Consider the following 16,012-nt stretch of genomic DNA (forward strand, 5'->3'; position numbering starts at 1 on the left):
ATTATAATGACACCTTTTCTTTCGTATAAGCTAAATAATGTAACACTTTTTTTACCGCTTCTTCTCCTTGATCAATACAATCTGGAAGCCCAAGACCTTCATACGAACTTCCAGCTAAAAAGACACCGGGAAGATGTTGTTGCATATCTTGTTTCACGCGCTCAATTCGTTCACGATGACCGACCGTGTATTGCGGCATCGATTGTTTCCAGCGCGTCACGATCGAAAACATCGGATTCATTGTCATATGCATCACTTTGTTCAAATCGTCCATCACGACTTGGACAATATCATCGTCTGTTTGATCAACAATCGCTTCATCACCAGGTCGACCGACGTAACAACGCAACAAAACGTACCCTTCTGGTGTCGTATGTGGCCACTTTTTATGCGTCCACGTACATGCGGTAATCGTATAATCGCTATCACGTGAAACGACAAACCCTGTCCCGTTCATATCTTTCGCTACCGCTTCTTTCGGAAACGCTAATGCGACCGTTGCAACAGACGTAGATGGCATCGTTTCAAAAGAAGAAAACATCGTTTCATTTGGAAAAAGCGATGTCAATGATTGATGCGGAACAGCAATAATGACGCTATCCGCCTCTTTTTTCTCCCCGTTGCTTAACGTTAAAACGTAGCGCTCACCGACTTTTTCAATACGCTCCACACGTACCCCTTTATGCACCGTTCCTTTTTCTAACTTTTGCTCTATCGCATCAATGAGAGACGACAACCCTGTTTTTAACGTTTGAAAAATGCCTTTGTCGCTTTTTTGTTTCGTTTTTTGTTTCGGCATCGACCGCTTCATTCCTAACACAAGACTTCCGTGTTTTTGCTCTAAATGGAAATATTGAGGGAACGTCGCCATTAAGCTAAGCTGGTCAATATCGCCTGCGTAAATACCTGATAATAAAGGTTCAATGAGACGATCAACAACTTCATTCCCAAGGCGACGACGGAAAAATTGTCCGAGCGATACGTCTCCTTGCGCTTTTAACGGTGGCAAAACAAAGTCAGCTGCTGCGCGTAGTTTGCCAAATGGAGAAAAGAGACGCGTCATAACAAACGGTGCGATTTTTGTCGGAATGCCCATCACCGCACCACCCGGAATTGGATGTAGCGTTCGATTGACGAGAATGTACGATTGACCTGCCGTATTATGCACGAGCTCTTTTTCAAGTCCGACTTCGTGAATGAGACGTGAAGCGCTCATTTTTCGTGCTAAAAAAGAATCTGGTCCTCGTTCAATAACAAACCCATCGCGATAAACCGTTTGTACTTTCCCACCAAGTCGATGGCTTGCCTCAATTAATTCACAAGAAATTGGCAGCTTATTTTCGCGTGCTTCTTTTTGTAAATAGTAAGCAGCCGTCAATCCTGTCATACCACCGCCAATAATGACGACTTTCTTTTTCATAATGATCCGCCTTCTTTACGTAAATGGTTTAACACAACGGTCGCAAGGGCATCGATAAAATGCGGATGCGCATTTGGCATCGGCGGACGATAATAACTCACACCGAGTTCTTCCGTTACTTGCTTACATTCAATGTCGTTATCGTACAACACTTCTAAATGGTCCGCGACAAAGCCCGCTGGAACATAGACAAAAGCTTCATAACCCTTTTCTTCGTATAGTTGCCGCGTTAAATCTTGCACATCAGGACCTAACCAAGGTTCCGGGGTATTTCCTGCACTTTGCCATCCGATCACATACTCAGAAACACCTGCTTCTTTCGCAATCAAATCCGCTGTTTCTTGTAGCTGTTTCGGATACGGATCGCCCATCGCAATAATTTTTTCAGGCAAGCTGTGGGCTGACACAATTAATATCGCTTTTTCCCGTTCTCGTTCAGTCATCGAAGCATACGTTTCTTTTACTCGCTCTGCCCAATATTGAATAAATTTCGGTTCAGTATACCAACTTTCCACACATGTCAATGTCGGTCCACCTAAACGAACCGCTTCTTCTTTTGCCCGTCCGTTGTATGATTTGACGCTAAATGTCGAAAAATGTGGGGCTAATACGATCGAAACCGCTTCCTCTATTCCGTCTTCATACATTTGTCGAACGGCATCTTCAACGAACGGTTCAATATGCTTCAATCCTAAATACATGCGAAATTCAATATCATCTTGCACTTCATTCAGTCGCTCGGTAAGCTTTTCCGCCTGTTGTTTTGTAATGGCTGCAAGCGGAGAAATGCCTCCAATTGCTTCATAGCGTTCGCGAAGATCTGCTAGCATCTCTTCCGACGGTTTGCGACCATGTCGAATATGTGTGTAATATCTCTCCAAATCTTCTTCTTTATATGGCGTGCCATATGCCATAACAAGCAATCCCATGACTTTTTTTGACATCGTTTATTCATCCTTTTCTTTTTGCTGAATAATCGTGAATAAATGCTGTAAGTCGTTTTAACGTCTCCGGCTTGATTTGTGGGAAAATGCCGTGCCCTAGGTTAAATACGTATCCATCTTCATGCGCCATGCCTTCATCTAAAATTTGTTTAACGCGTTCTTCAATGACTTCCCATGGGGCGAGCAATACAGCTGGATCTAAATTGCCTTGTAGCGCTTTGGTCAGCCCCATCTCACGCGCTTCACGAATCGATAAGCGCCAATCTAAGCCGACAACGTCAAGCGGTAAGTCGTGCCATTCTTTCGCTAAATGGCTTGCTCCGACGCCGAACATAATAAGCGGAACATTTTCGTCGCGAAGTGCTGTAAAAATACGCTCCATCGTCGGTTTAATAAAATGACGATAATCTGCGACGTTCACCGCCCCAACCCATGAATCGAAAATTTGAATAGCGCTTGCACCGGCGCGAATTTGCGCTTTCACGTAGAGAATCGTCATATCCGCTAGTTTATCCATAAGAGCAAACCATGCTTTTGGCTCGGCATACATAAATGCTTTCGTTTTATTATAGTTTTTCGACGGTCCACCTTCAATCATATAACTAGCTAAAGTAAACGGGGCACCAGCAAAACCAATGAGCGGAACCGTCAGTTGCTCTTTCGTCAATAGACGAATCGTTTCAAGCACATACGGCACATCGTTTTCTGGGTCAATTTCACCGAGACGTTCTACATCCGCAAGTGATCGAATCGGGTTGTCGATGACTGGTCCAACGCCTGCTTTAATATCGACATCGACGCCGATTGCTGGAAGCGGTGACATAATGTCTTTATACAAAATGGCCGCATCGACGTTATATTGTTCAACAGGCAAACGAGTCACATATGCGCATAACTCCGGCTGGTGTGTAATTTCAAAAAGCGAATATTTTTCTTTTAGTGCGCGATATTCTGGCTGCGAACGCCCTGCTTGTCTCATATACCACACTGGAACGTATTCCGTTGCTTCTCCGCGACAGGCACGTAAAAATGTATCGTTTTTAATCATCATGTCCATCCTTTCTCGTTATGTAATCGCTTCTATTATAAGTGTAGCGAAATTGCTCATTTGTTTCCACTAACACAACTATACCGATTTTTTCACCGTCTGGGTAGTAATAATGCGCAACGTTCATGAAATCGCCAAGAAGAAAAGAAAGTGGTAAAATATGAGTATTGAATGGAAGGAGAGGATGTTCGTGTACGTATTTATGACAAATGGCACAATCGACTACTTGCAACGATTGCGCAGTCAATATCCGAGTGAGCAGATGTTGCTCGTATGCGATGAAGAAAACGGAATGCTCATTCATGAGACGGAAGGAACAAGCGTTTTTCATGAGCCCCGTCCATACGAAGTACTTGATGCGGTCGGACCGTTAGATGGATCATTCGTTGTTTGCAATAACATTCCTGTTACTGATGAAGGAAGACCGTTATTTGAACATCGTTTTCAACAACGGGCGCGCTTAATCGAAAAAGAACCTGGATTTGTCTCCATTCGCGTGTTACGTCCGTTAAAAAGCGATACGTACGTCATCATGACGATGTGGGAAAATGAAAGCGCCTTTCGTCGTTGGCAACAGTCAAAAGCTTACGAAAAAGCGCATGAAAAACGTGGCACAGAAAAAGGAATTGATCAACAACGATCCATTTTTCCACGCCCGTCATATGTGACAACATACACCGTCATAAAAGAAGGCTGACGTTTTGTCAGCCTTTTACTCGTTCCAAGCATTCATGCCGCCACGCACATTGACGACGCGCTTAAAGCCGTTTTTCACTAATATTTTCGCCGCTTGATTGCTGCGCATGCCGCTTTGGCAAATGACAATGGTTTCTTTTTCCCGATCAAGCTCATGCAATTTATCAAGTAGCTCATGAAGCGGAATGTTTTTAAATTGGCGAATGTTGCGCCCACGATATTCCGCTGGTGTGCGTACATCAATAAATTGGCGGTCTTTCGTTTGTTTTAATTTTTCTTTTAACTCATCTGGTGTAATATGCTCTACACCTTTTGTCGGTAACATTTTTGTTGCAACAAAATAAATAAGCAAAATAATTAGAACAACATTGATCCATGTGCCCATATATTCTCCTCCTAAATACGTATATGGGTATATTAACCCGTTTTCGACGATTTGTCAACGATGGTATAATGGTAAAAAACAGAAGGAGCGGTGCACGTGAAAACACTATTATTTGCTAAGCTTCGTGAATATTACGATGAGATGGTTGCCATCCGTCGTTATTTGCATCAACATCCCGAGTTATCGTTTCAAGAGTATAAAACAGCAGCGTATATTGCAAATTATTACAAACAACTTGGCATTCCTGTGCGAACGAATGTCGGAGGAAACGGGGTCGTCGCAACGATTCATGGCGAACAAGGCGGAAAAACAGTAGCACTTCGAGCGGATTTTGATGCCCTTCCGATCCAAGATGAAAAAGATGTGCCATATAAATCAACGGTTCCTGGTGTGATGCATGCATGTGGACATGATGGACATACGGCCACACTACTTGTTCTTGCCAAAGCGCTTTATGAATTGCGCGAACATTGGCACGGCACGATCGTGTGCATTCATCAACACGCAGAAGAATATGCACCAGGCGGAGCAAAAGCGATGATTGAAGACGGTTGTTTAGACGGAGTGGATGCGATTTTTGGCACACATTTATGGGCAACAGAGCCGACAGGCGTCATTCAATATCGTACAGGACCGATCATGGCAGCTGCAGACCGCTTCCAAATTATCGTAAAAGGATGCGGAGGGCATGGAGCAGAGCCACACAAAACGAAAGATGCGATTGTCACTGCATCACAACTTGTCTTGCACTTACAACAAATCGTCAGCCGACGTATTAATCCGCTTGAACCGGCTGTCGTTTCTATTGGCTCATTCGTTTCTGACAACGCCTTTAACGTCATTGCCGATCGCGCCACATTAATCGGAACGGTGCGCACGTTTTCGGAACAAGTACGTGACGACATTGAACGGGAAATTGAACAAATTATTAAAGGTACATGCATCGCCAACGGTTGTACATACGAATACACATACACGCGTGGTTATCCACCCGTTGTCAACCATGAAGAAGAAACGAAATTTCTCGTCTCCATCGCTCGTGAAATTGAAGAAGTCACCGATGTCGTCGAAATTCCTCCTCATATGGGCGGTGAAGATTTCGCTTATTATTTACAACATATAAAAGGAACGTTTTTCTTTACAGGTGCAAAAGCCGAAACAACAACGGTCGCCTATCCACATCATCATCCGAAATTTGATTTCGATGAACGAGCGATGCTTATTGCAGCAAAAATGCTTGGTCTTGCAGCCATTCAATATATGGAAAAGTAAAAGAAGCGGTTCAAGCCGCTTCTTGTTTTTTTCCGACATAAAACAGAACGACAATATAGCATACCAAAACGACGAAAAACGTTGATAGCATCGTGAAAACACCATGGGCTATATATGAAGCAACGGAAAAAATGACCGCTTGACTAACCCCAATTGCAAACAACACACGTACAAACGACTGATGCGCCTCCGTAGACAAAAGCGGATAAAGACAGAGAAGTGGATGCCCTCGATGGTACGAACGAAGCGAAAGCAATTGAACCGCCGTCGCATACGAACATAAAAGGACAAACCACTCTACACCGCGAGGCAACGTAAAAATGAAGACACTACCGATTGCTGTCAAGCGAGCGAACAAACCAAAATAGTCGCCGGCACGAAAAAATGTGCGTACATACAAGTACGTATACGGTCGCATATGAGAACGATCGAGCAAATGGAAAACGAAACGAAGCCACTTTCGTTTTTTTACCGTATGTTTCATGTGAGGAACATCGACAAACGCATGAACAAACCGATAAAATGCTTGCACTCGTCGCTGTTCATCGGCAAGCAACTGCTCCCATTGCAGTCCAACTTTTTTCCCTCTACGCTCTACGTATAACGCAACGAAAATCATAAGCAAAATAATGACCGCCATAAACCCGTATTGCTTCACAAGTAAGAAATAAAAAAACAACACGTTCATGAAAAAACGAACGAACAGCGGAAAGAGATGACGCCCTATTCGTGCATCTTCATTCCATTGAATGAACATATTCCACCCTTTTAACACCATCATCGCAATCATGACGACCAAAGGTGACTGCTCCGAAAATTTTAAATGAAGAGGAAGAAACATAACAAATACAATGAACGAAACATACAAATGAACGAAAAAGCTGTATATGCTTGCACGCCAAAAATACGGACGAAGCTGTTGCTCTAACGGAAGAAAAAACACCACATCCGCTTCCTTCAATAACGTGCGCACCCCGCTTTGTGTGCTAAATAAAGCGAATATAAACGGAGCGATTACAGCATATGGAAAAGACATAAGTTCATCGACCGCCCGCTTATAAACAACAGCCCCTACTCCCATTCCAATAAACAAGACGAGCAACAAATGGTCATTAAACATATATCGACCATATCGTCTTACTTCTGCTACATAAGCAATGAACCGCTTTTTCCATAACTGTTTCCCATCAATCATCGTTCGTCTCTTCCTTCGTTAATTCGATATATATATCATCTAGCGTTGCATGAGGCATATGTAGCTGTTCTTGAAGTGTTGGCAATGATCCCGTTGCTTTCACTTGCCCATTATGCAAAATGACAAACGAATCGCAATATCGCTCTGCTGTCGCTAAAATGTGCGTCGACATCAAAATGCCCGCTCCTTGCTTTCTTCGTTCATCAATAAGTCGAAGCAATGCTTGAATGGCGAGTGGGTCTAATCCAACAAACGGTTCATCAATAATGTAAAGCGGAACGTCCACTAAAAAAGCGCACATAATCATCACTTTTTGTTTCATTCCTTTGGAAAAAAAAGCAGGGAACGCACCTAATTTTTTCTCAAGTCGAAACGCCTTCAACAATTTAGGCACACGTTGTTTATATTCCTCATCACTTACACCGTACGCCATAGCAGTCAGACGCAAATGTTCTTCTAGCGTTAATTCTTCGTACAATGCGGGCATTTCAGGAATGTATGTAAATTGTGCACGATATTGTGTTGGGTCGTCTCGAAACGTCATTCCGTTCATCGTAATTGTCCCTTTGCGCGGTTGCATCAATCCGATAATATGTTTAATCGTCGTGCTTTTTCCTGCTCCATTTAGCCCGATTAATGCAACGACCTCCCCTTCATGTACGGTAAACGATACGTCATCTAAAATGTTTTGCTTCGTATACCCTCCGAATATGTGTTGGACTTGTAATAGTGCCATCATCGCTTCCCTTTCTTTACATCATTATTTTTTATTTTAACAAATGAATAATGAAAAGAAAAACGGGTTATGATAAGTAGCGAAGAGGGACAAACAAGTAGCAAGTCGCAGTGAGCAACAAAGCAAGTTCAAGAACATGATGAAATGAGGTGTCTACGGGCCGCACATTAGCTAGCCTGTAACAACGAAAACACTCCCTGAAAAAGGGGATGGTCATCTTGAACAACGTCATACTCACGAACGCGTAACTGACTCTACTCGTAAATGAGGTGTTCCCAAAAGACACGTAATCATGAAGTTCCCTCTTCAACGGGCAGGATGCGATACGCATCCTGCTCTTTCCGTTTTTCGAAACGACAATCGTGTGGTAAAATAAAGACAAAATGGAAAGAAAGGTGGCGTCATCATGAGCGACTGTATTTTTTGTAAAATTATAAACGGTGACATTCCTTGTGCAAAAGTATTTGAAAATGACCATGTCATCGCCTTTTTAGATATTAGTCAAGTGACGAAAGGGCATACGCTTGTCGTACCGAAAGTACATAAAGAAAACATTTATGAATTAACACCAGAAATGGCTCAACGTATATTTGAAGTTGTCCCTACAATTGCTAATGCGGTTCGCGAGCAGTTTTCACCAGAAGGCGTTAATATTTTAAGCAATAACGGAGAAATTGCAGGCCAAACGGTGTTCCATTATCATATGCACATTATTCCACGATACGGTAAAGGGGACGGCTTCGGGACGGTATGGAAATCAAATCAAAGCAACTATACATTTGATGACTTGCAACATATTGCCACACAAATCAAACAAGCCCTGTAAAAAGAAGGTGTCCGCATGGGACACCTTCTTTCGTCGTTATTACTCGCTCTTTAACGCATCTTTTAATGATTTATCTTTAATGTCTACATTTGCTTCTTTCATCAGTTTGTCAAGCTTCGATTGTACTTTCGATGTATCGAGTTTGCTCTTTTTCACTTCGAATTCAATTTCTTCTTTCATCTCGTCAAATGACTTTTTCTTTTCTTTATCTGTTACTTTAATAATATGGTAACCAAATTGTGTTTTAACTGGATCACTAATTTCACCGACGTTTAGGGCATACGCTGCCTTTTCAAACTCTTCAACCATTTTTCCAGGTCCAAACCAGCCTAAATCGCCACCTTTTTGTGCCGAACCTGTATCTTTTGAATATTCTTTTGCTAATTTTGCGAAATCTTCCCCTTTTTCTAGCTTCGCCTTAATTTCTTTTGCTGTCTTTTCATCTTCGACTAAAATGTGGCTTGCTTTTACTCTCGGTTTATATTCATTGTAATATTTTTTTAATTCTTCATCTGACACTTTAATATCTTCCATTGCTGCTTTTTGGCGCAACAAATCAAGTTTTACCATATCTCGAATGGCTTCTTCTCCATTTTGTTGCACTGCTAAATCGTATTGAACACCGTACATCTCTTTTAAATTCTCGATTTCCTTATTCAGCTCTTCATCCGTTACTTTAAATTTTTTACTTAACACTTTCTCATGTACGAGATCGCGTAAGACATCTTTGCCGTAACGTTCTTTCATTTCGTTATACAATTCTTCTTTTGTAATGTTGCCTTCCTTCGTTTCGACGACAACGTCCGATCCGTTATTACAAGCCGAGAGCGCAAGCACCGCTGCTGCCGACATGGCAACTGTCCATTTTTTCATTTCCTCACAACTCCTATCTATAAATGTACACAAAACATAATATACCATATTTTTTCCGAAAGCCAAAATAAAGCACGTATGCGCCCATACCATTTGACCTCTATTGACATACAATACATTGTCAAAGCGTCGCAACGCCTTCATATACGAAAGGAGGTGTCGTCTATGGGTGCAGGAGCAGGATATGCAAACGGATTTGCGTTAATCGTTGTGTTGTTTATTTTATTAATTATCGTTGGAGCCGCTTGGTTATACTAAAAGAAGGAAAGCTGACAGGGACGCTGTCAGCTTTTTTACGCAAACAACACTTCGATGTAGGAAGAAATAAGTAAAATGGTAATAAGGACATTAATGGTACGAAATACTTTTGGCTGTTTCTCTTCTGGAATTTCTTTTTGAATACAAAGAGCATTTGTTAGCTGATTAATTATGAAAAGTACAACGGTCGCAAGGGGTATAAAATAAAGCGCCAAACTGGTCCCCTCCTAGTTTTATGTATTTACTCCCCTACTTTACAACGATTTTCTCGATAAATCAATAATGGACATTTCATTTATACAACTATTCCTGTAAAATAATACACATAAGTACATTAAAGGAGTTTCGAAAGATGGGCATTGAACAACGCATTGAAAAACTCGAATATTATTGTTCACTCATGTTGGACATGATTACACCGGAAAAAAAGCCATTTTACGCGCTTGTCATTCGTTACGGCTTAACAAAAGAGGAAGTGGAAAGTATATTGCACCTTTGTGAACAATTAAGCGAACAATATAAACAACAAAAAGAGGAAGGTTTCGTCATCTTCACCTCGCTTTTTACACAGTTTGCGAGTGCGCTTCATCCGAACCTTCCACTTGCCGAGACGATTGACGCGTTAAAACAACAACAGCTATTCGTTCCGCTTATGACAGAGTTTCAACGCTTATTACATACGTTCAACGAATGAAGCTACTTCTTCTTTTTGCTCATCTTTCTTTTTTAACTTCCCATTTTCTTCAATAAACTCTTGTTCAATGTTTTGAAAAGAACGCTCAAAAATTTCCATAAAATCGTCTCCGTACACATTTCGGATCATACACATCATTTCTAACATTTCTGGAAATTTACCGTACAATTCATATAACGGTTGAATTCCTTGAAGAACAGATGTCCGTTTTGGATCATACGACTCCATTAATTTTAATAAAATCTCTTCTCCTTTTTCTGTCAGTTCAATGTACGTATTTCGCTTATCATCTTCTTTTTTCGAAAACGACAACAATCCCCGTTCCTCTAATTTTTTTGAAAAATTAAATGCCGTTGATACGTGCATGACACCAAACTTTGCGATTTCAGAAATGGAAGCCCCTTTTAAATGGTATGCAATCCATAAAATATGATGCTCGTTAATGTTTAAGTCAAACGGTTTAATCCATTGTTGCCAATCTTTTTCGATTGATTTCCATAATGCTTTACTTAGTTGGGCAACTCTCTGACTAAATAACATCGCCTCTTTAACAGAATAATGTCGTTCCGTGCTTTTCATCTCTCCACCCACTTTTTCATATTTCCTTCTTTTTATCTTTTATTATGCCAGTAAAACAATAAATAATAAAGTATTAAATGTTAGAATTTTTTAATAAATTTAAATATACCACTTTTCAAACTAGGAGGAACAAACATGATCATCGCGACGGCGACGATTGGGTTAATTTTTTTATATTTGACGATTGCCACGTTTTCTATGTTGAATAAAGCGCGCATGTATCCACCGAAAAAAGTGTTAAAGCAGCGCATGAGCGTGTTTGGAAGCCTTGCCATTTTTTTTATCGCTGTTACCCTTTTACTCATGCGTATGCAGTAAGAACGATATAAGGAAAACCCGACCATAAACGATCGGGTTTTTTTATTATTGTTGTGGAACGGTATATGTTCGTCTCATCAGCGACTGTACGATCGGATAAATGACGATCATCGCAATCGTATTGACAAACGCTGTCGGAATGACAACAGCGACGAACAGTCCACCAAACGTTGCTCCCCCTGGCAAACCAACAACGGTCAGCGCAACAGCTAAAAACGTTGCTCCTGAAATGAACGTACCTACAGCAGTCAGCAATGCCGCTTTCAATGGCGTCGCTTTCGCCTTTAGTAACGTAAACAATCCAAAAAAGAGTGTCGCTGTCACGACTTTATCAACGACGTTCGGGATAAATCCTCCCGGAAAACTCGTCGTCACGCCAGAAATAATACCTGTGGAAATAGCTAACAAAATAACCGCTGTTTTGTTCGGAAAGAGCATAATGCCTAAAAACATCATCGTTAACATCATATCCGGCTTCATCCCGAAGAAAAACCCCGGAATGACCGCATGCAACACCGCACCAATGCCCACAAAAAGCGACAATAATACTAACGTCCTCGTATTCATTTCTCATCTCTCCTCGTCTCATTCTTTTCTCTTCTCAGCTTGTAAACAAGTTTAACAACATTATAGCACTTTAAAGCGCCAAGGTAAAATAAAAATTTTCAAAAAATATTTTTTCGGAACGTTTCCATAAACTGTACAAGTGCTTCACACGCTTCCATATCAACCGCGTTGTAAATGGATGCCCGACAACCACCGACAGAACGATGACCCGCTAATCCAATCAATCCTTTTTCTTTTGCTTCCGCTAAAAACTTCTTAGTGAGCTCTTCATTCGGCAATGTAAACGTGACATTCATATGCGAACGGCTTTCTTTTTTTGCATGCCCTTTGTAAAAACCTTCACTTTCATCAATACAACGGTACAACAGGGCAGCTTTTTCCGCATTTTTCTTTTCGATCGCTTGCACGCCACCTTGTTCTTCTACCCATTCGAGCACGAGCGATAACATATAGATCGCGAACGTTGGCGGGGTATTGTATAACGAACGGCTTTCGCTATACGTGCGATAGTTTAACATGGTCGGCAAACGATCGTCCCCTTTCGCTAGCAAATCTTTACGAATGATGACAACCGTCACACCTGAAGGACCTAAATTTTTCTGCGCCCCCGCATAAATAAGGGCAAAACGACTCACATCAATGTCACGGCTTAAAATATCACTCGACATATCCGCAATTAAATCGACAGACACGTTCGGAAATTCATGCCATTGTGTTCCGGCAATTGTGTTGTTTGATGTAATGTGCAAATACGCAGGACGTTCGGACAATTCAATATTTGTAGGAATATATGTATACTTTTCTTCTTTCGACGAAGCTGCCACGTGCGTTTTTCCTACTTTTTTCGCCTCTTTCATCGCCTTATCCGACCATGAGTCTGTTAACACGTAATTGCCGACTTCCCCTTCTTTCAACAAGTTCATCGGTACCATCGAAAACTGTAAACTTGCTCCTCCTTGTAAAAAAAGCACATCATACGTGTCTGGAATGTTCATGAGTTTGCGCAACAACATCTCCGCACGCTCATGAACCGCATCATATTCTTTACTCCGATGGCTTAACTCCATGATAGACATACCTGTTTGTTGAAAGTTAAGCAATTCTTTTTGCGCTCGCTCTAACACAGCAAGCGGCAAAGCAGATGGTCCTGCGTTAAAATTGTACGCTCGCTTCACCCTTTTCTCCCCCTCATATGTGTAATAATATATATCCTAACATGAAACAAAAAAAAATGAAGAGAAATTTTTATGAATTTTTAAAAAAAGAAAAGACCTTGTTTATTCCAAGGCCTTCTGGCGTTGTTCGCGCGCTTGCCGAATGCGTTCCATATACACTTCCCCTTCTTTTTCTAATAGCTTTTCATCTATTTTCTTTTCTTCCCTTGCTGTGCGAATCGCCATATATCCGCTAATAACAATACCTGCAAGTAGCAATGTAATAAGCATGTACACCCTCCTTTAAGCTTGTCTTACTTTACACATATGCAAACAAGCGAAAAAATAGACGTATGAAAGAAGGAAATGCTTATGGAGGAGCGAATATATGCGAAAGAAAGGGGTTGGGAAGATGAAAACATATACGCTTACTGTTTTTGAAAAGACGGGTGAAAAATTGCTCGATGAAACATTTACTGCTGCAAACGATGAAGAAGCAAAACGAATCGGCGAACAAAAATTAAAAGAAAAACAGTTTGAACATAAAACGCATCGCTGTACAACATCGAGCGGCAAACTCATTTTATTCCATCGATAAAGCCCCGATCGTCTCGGGGCTAAAATAATTGTTCCATCATTTTTAATTTTTCGTTTGTGTAGTGTTCGTAATTTTCGTTATACGCTTTCGGTTCTTTTGGGTTGGCAAAATGAGTAATCACCTTTGTTTCTGGATGCACGAATTTGCTTGAGGCGCCACATCCTAACCCGATAATTGACTGTTGCTCCTCCATAATCATGATGTTATAAATGCTTTCTTGCCCCGGCAAAGCGTAACCGACGTTTTCTAAATTACCGAGAATATTTTTTTGACGATATAAATAATACGGCACATAGCCTTTTTCTTTCGTCCATCGCTCCGCCCGCTTCATCATTTCATTAATTTCATCACGATCCGCTACTTTATACTTTTCTTTATTTTTCGTCATCTCAGACGCACGTTTAAACGACAACGTATGCACCGTTAACGACTCCGGCATCAGCTTTTCTGTTTGTGCAAGCGTATGATCAAACTGCTCGACACCTTCTCCTGGCAAACCGATAATTAAGTCCATATTAATATTGTTCATCCCTGCTTCGCGAGCAAGATGAAACTTTTCAATCGTCTCTTCAACCGTATGATGGCGTCCAATCGCCCGCAACGTTTCTTGAATATATGATTGCGGGTTAATGCTAATACGGTCGATCTTCCATTTTTTCAACACCGCAAGTTTCTCCGGTGTAATTGTATCTGGTCTTCCTGCTTCGACTGTAATTTCACGTACGTGCTCAACGTTTGGGAACACGCGATACATGTGCGCATATAGTGCATCCATTTCCTCTGCCGTAATGCTCGTTGGTGTGCCGCCACCATAATAAATTGTCGTGATCGGAATGTTGCGCTCTTTCAAAAATCGGCCAATTTGCTCCATTTCGTAATGCAATCCAAACAAAAACGCATCAACGGATCCTTGTTTTCCTTGAATCGCATAGGCTGGGAATGTGCAATATGCGCATTTCGTCGGACAAAACGGAATGCCGATATAGATGCTTACTTCGTTCGATAAATCGTAAAGATCTGGCACGACCGCCAACTGACGATCAACAATTTGTTGCATGAGCTGAATTTTTTCGTCCGTCACTAAATAATCTTCGCGCAACTGACGATGTGCTTCTTCTCTTGTTAAGCCGGAGCGCAATTTTTGATGGAGTAACTTCACCGGACGAACACCTGTCAAAATACCCCATTTTTGAATGGAATTTGTATATTGCTGCATAAGTGATAAATATATATATGAAACCGCATGTTTCATTTGCTTCATGCGCCCTTTTTCTTCTTCTGTTTTCCACAATCGTTCGTAACGAGCTTCATACGTGACACCGTGTTCATCTTGCAACGTACCAACAACGACGAGCTGCTCGTTCTCATGTACAGCAATCTTCACACGCACGTTCGCTTCTTCTGTCGGTACGAAAGAGAGCGCTTGCTCTTCAAAAAATAAACCGGTAATGACCTCAAGTGAGCGTTGAAAACGTTCAACTCGATCAAGTCCGCAAATGTCAATACGCAATGAAATCACCTTTCGCCTCAAAATATTAAACTCATTTAAGTGTACAGAAGAAGCGAAAAGCTCGTCAAGAAACGGAAATTATTTTTTCTCTATTGTGCGAATTTGCCGTAAAAACTGAGGACGATGTTGTTTGCGGAAATGTTCTTTAATCATATATGCGACACCCAGTTGTTCGTTTGAACGTGTCACCCAATCGGCAATAGCTTTGACTTCTTTTGGAGCATTGCCCATTGCAACACCAAGCCCAGCTGCTTCAATAGCTGGCATATCATCCAAATGATCTCCGATAACGACCATTTCTTTTAATGAAATGCCGAGTTCGTTTCCGAGACGAATTAACCCGTTTAGTTTTGAAACGTTTTTTGGCAGTAATTCGATTTTTCCATCACTAACGCTGAGAGAAACATCCGGAAACGCACCCTCGATCGTTTCAACAATTTCATCACATTCGTCTTCATTTGAGTAAAACACATCGATTTTCATTACATCAATCGGATCATCGCGCAACACATCACTTAACGAGTCAACAAATTGTGCTGGATAAAAAAATGGATCCCCTAAAATCGTTTTCGCAATCATGTTGTTTTTTATTTTTTTGCGATTTCCGATCGAATACCGTTCGTGAAGCAACCGAACGTTGCAGTTGAAATGCTCAAGCACGTGTACAATATCGAACGTTTTTTGTGCTGGAATAACCGACTCATATAACTTCTCTTCTAATGATTTCGCAACGAGCGCCCCTTGAAACGTCACTAAATATGAATCTAACTTCAACGCTTTCGCTACTTTTTTCGCTGATAAAAAGTTTCTTGACGTGAGCAACGTAATATATACATCCTTTTTCTTCACAAAGTCGATTGCTTCTTTCGTTTTTTTCTCTAATTTCCCATTTTGTTTTAATAATGTTCCATCAATATTTAGTGCAAGTAATTTATACAT

Annotated in this window: 21 protein-coding genes; 7 read left to right on the top strand and 14 right to left on the bottom strand. The window is 41.2% G+C overall.

Features of this window, described 5'->3' with window-relative positions; all coding sequences use genetic code 11:
• Nucleotide 1: 1 nt before the first annotated feature.
• Genes hemY through hemE form a run of 3 tightly spaced genes read right to left on the bottom strand, consistent with a single transcriptional unit; the run spans nt 2 to nt 3,421 of the window.
• Nucleotides 2-1,420 carry a protoporphyrinogen oxidase gene (hemY, locus tag HNR43_RS01685; protein WP_183240638.1) on the bottom strand — a complete coding sequence of 473 codons (1,419 nt, stop codon included), beginning with the start codon at nt 1,418-1,420 and terminating at the stop codon, nt 2-4.
• Nucleotides 1,417-2,364: a ferrochelatase gene (gene hemH, locus HNR43_RS01690; protein ID WP_183240640.1), complete on the bottom strand. Its 948-nt coding sequence runs from the start codon at nt 2,362-2,364 to the stop codon at nt 1,417-1,419. Before hemH ends, hemY begins: the two co-directional genes overlap by 4 nt.
• 7 nt (nt 2,365-2,371) lie before the next feature.
• Nucleotides 2,372-3,421 carry a uroporphyrinogen decarboxylase gene (gene hemE / locus HNR43_RS01695; RefSeq protein WP_183240643.1) on the bottom strand — a complete coding sequence of 350 codons (1,050 nt, stop codon included), beginning with the start codon at nt 3,419-3,421 and terminating at the stop codon, nt 2,372-2,374.
• Between the two features lie 181 nt (nt 3,422-3,602).
• On the opposite strand from hemE, the gene HNR43_RS01700 reads away from it, so the two are divergent.
• Entirely contained in the window at nt 3,603-4,109 is a 507-nt protein-coding gene (locus HNR43_RS01700) for an antibiotic biosynthesis monooxygenase (RefSeq protein WP_183240645.1), read from the top strand.
• 15 nt (nt 4,110-4,124) lie between these two features.
• On the opposite strand, the gene HNR43_RS01705 is transcribed toward HNR43_RS01700, so the two are convergent.
• On the bottom strand, nt 4,125-4,493 hold the full coding sequence (locus HNR43_RS01705; protein WP_183240648.1) for a rhodanese-like domain-containing protein: 369 nt from the start codon (nt 4,491-4,493) through the stop codon (nt 4,125-4,127).
• Nucleotides 4,494-4,589: 96 nt separating this feature from the next.
• Between HNR43_RS01705 and HNR43_RS01710 the strand changes: the two genes are divergently transcribed.
• The gene (locus HNR43_RS01710; protein WP_343055691.1) at nt 4,590-5,765 is read left to right on the top strand and encodes a M20 family metallopeptidase; all 1,176 of its coding nucleotides are present in this window, start codon (nt 4,590-4,592) and stop codon (nt 5,763-5,765) included.
• Nucleotides 5,766-5,775: 10 nt separating this feature from the next.
• On the opposite strand, the gene HNR43_RS01715 is transcribed toward HNR43_RS01710, so the two are convergent.
• Both HNR43_RS01715 and HNR43_RS01720 read right to left on the bottom strand, forming a co-directional pair.
• The gene (locus HNR43_RS01715; RefSeq protein WP_183240650.1) at nt 5,776-6,960 is read right to left on the bottom strand and encodes an ABC transporter permease; all 1,185 of its coding nucleotides are present in this window, start codon (nt 6,958-6,960) and stop codon (nt 5,776-5,778) included.
• On the bottom strand, nt 6,953-7,699 hold the full coding sequence (locus tag HNR43_RS01720; protein ID WP_183240653.1) for an ABC transporter ATP-binding protein: 747 nt from the start codon (nt 7,697-7,699) through the stop codon (nt 6,953-6,955). The genes HNR43_RS01715 and HNR43_RS01720 overlap by 8 nt, the downstream gene beginning before the upstream one ends.
• 403 nt (nt 7,700-8,102) lie before the next feature.
• Here HNR43_RS01720 and HNR43_RS01725 point away from each other — a divergent pair, with 403 nt between their 5' ends.
• Entirely contained in the window at nt 8,103-8,522 is a 420-nt protein-coding gene (locus HNR43_RS01725; protein ID WP_183240655.1) for an HIT family protein, read from the top strand.
• A 39-nt stretch (nt 8,523-8,561) separates the two neighbouring features.
• On the opposite strand, the gene HNR43_RS01730 is transcribed toward HNR43_RS01725, so the two are convergent.
• Complete coding sequence (locus HNR43_RS01730) at nt 8,562-9,395, bottom strand: peptidylprolyl isomerase (protein WP_183240658.1); 834 nt, start codon at nt 9,393-9,395, stop codon at nt 8,562-8,564.
• A gap of 165 nt (nt 9,396-9,560) precedes the next feature.
• On the opposite strand from HNR43_RS01730, the gene HNR43_RS01735 reads away from it, so the two are divergent.
• Nucleotides 9,561-9,653 (top strand): YjcZ family sporulation protein, encoded by a 93-nt coding sequence (locus tag HNR43_RS01735; protein ID WP_019417055.1) that lies wholly within the window; start codon nt 9,561-9,563, stop codon nt 9,651-9,653.
• 35 nt (nt 9,654-9,688) lie between these two features.
• Here the strand turns inward: HNR43_RS01735 and HNR43_RS01740 are convergent, their stop codons facing one another.
• The gene (locus HNR43_RS01740) at nt 9,689-9,868 is read right to left on the bottom strand and encodes a hypothetical protein (protein WP_032100882.1); all 180 of its coding nucleotides are present in this window, start codon (nt 9,866-9,868) and stop codon (nt 9,689-9,691) included.
• Nucleotides 9,869-10,005: 137 nt separating this feature from the next.
• Between HNR43_RS01740 and HNR43_RS01745 the strand changes: the two genes are divergently transcribed.
• Nucleotides 10,006-10,347, top strand: coding sequence for a YhaI family protein (locus tag HNR43_RS01745; protein ID WP_183240660.1), 342 nt, complete (start codon nt 10,006-10,008; stop codon nt 10,345-10,347).
• On the opposite strand, the gene HNR43_RS01750 is transcribed toward HNR43_RS01745, so the two are convergent.
• Entirely contained in the window at nt 10,327-10,926 is a 600-nt protein-coding gene (locus HNR43_RS01750; RefSeq protein ID WP_183240662.1) for an HTH-type transcriptional regulator Hpr, read from the bottom strand. The two genes, HNR43_RS01745 and HNR43_RS01750, sit on opposite strands and share 21 nt — an antisense overlap.
• Before the next feature lie 135 nt (nt 10,927-11,061).
• Here HNR43_RS01750 and yhzF point away from each other — a divergent pair, with 135 nt between their 5' ends.
• Entirely contained in the window at nt 11,062-11,244 is a 183-nt protein-coding gene (gene yhzF, locus HNR43_RS01755; RefSeq protein WP_183240664.1) for a membrane protein YhzF, read from the top strand.
• 45 nt (nt 11,245-11,289) lie between these two features.
• On the opposite strand, the gene HNR43_RS01760 is transcribed toward yhzF, so the two are convergent.
• The 3 genes from HNR43_RS01760 to HNR43_RS01770 form a co-directional block, all read right to left on the bottom strand.
• A complete protein-coding gene (locus HNR43_RS01760; RefSeq protein WP_183240666.1) occupies nt 11,290-11,811 on the bottom strand; it encodes a tryptophan transporter in 522 nt (173 codons plus the stop codon).
• Nucleotides 11,812-11,909: 98 nt separating this feature from the next.
• The gene (gene serC, locus HNR43_RS01765; protein ID WP_183240669.1) at nt 11,910-12,986 is read right to left on the bottom strand and encodes a 3-phosphoserine/phosphohydroxythreonine transaminase; all 1,077 of its coding nucleotides are present in this window, start codon (nt 12,984-12,986) and stop codon (nt 11,910-11,912) included.
• Nucleotides 12,987-13,088: 102 nt separating this feature from the next.
• A complete protein-coding gene (locus HNR43_RS01770) occupies nt 13,089-13,256 on the bottom strand; it encodes a sporulation YhaL family protein (RefSeq protein WP_035048753.1) in 168 nt (55 codons plus the stop codon).
• 121 nt (nt 13,257-13,377) lie between these two features.
• On the opposite strand from HNR43_RS01770, the gene HNR43_RS01775 reads away from it, so the two are divergent.
• Nucleotides 13,378-13,563: a YhzD family protein gene (locus HNR43_RS01775; protein ID WP_035018868.1), complete on the top strand. Its 186-nt coding sequence runs from the start codon at nt 13,378-13,380 to the stop codon at nt 13,561-13,563.
• Nucleotides 13,564-13,582: 19 nt separating this feature from the next.
• Here HNR43_RS01775 and HNR43_RS01780 read toward each other — a convergent pair whose 3' ends face one another.
• Nucleotides 13,583-15,082: a coproporphyrinogen III oxidase gene (locus HNR43_RS01780; RefSeq protein WP_183240671.1), complete on the bottom strand. Its 1,500-nt coding sequence runs from the start codon at nt 15,080-15,082 to the stop codon at nt 13,583-13,585.
• 69 nt (nt 15,083-15,151) lie between these two features.
• A complete protein-coding gene (locus HNR43_RS01785; protein WP_183240673.1) occupies nt 15,152-16,012 on the bottom strand; it encodes a Cof-type HAD-IIB family hydrolase in 861 nt (286 codons plus the stop codon).

It is taken from the genome of Anoxybacillus mongoliensis, assembly GCF_014201515.1.
In the GTDB taxonomy this organism is placed as follows: Bacteria; Bacillota; Bacilli; order Bacillales; family Anoxybacillaceae; genus Anoxybacillus; species Anoxybacillus mongoliensis.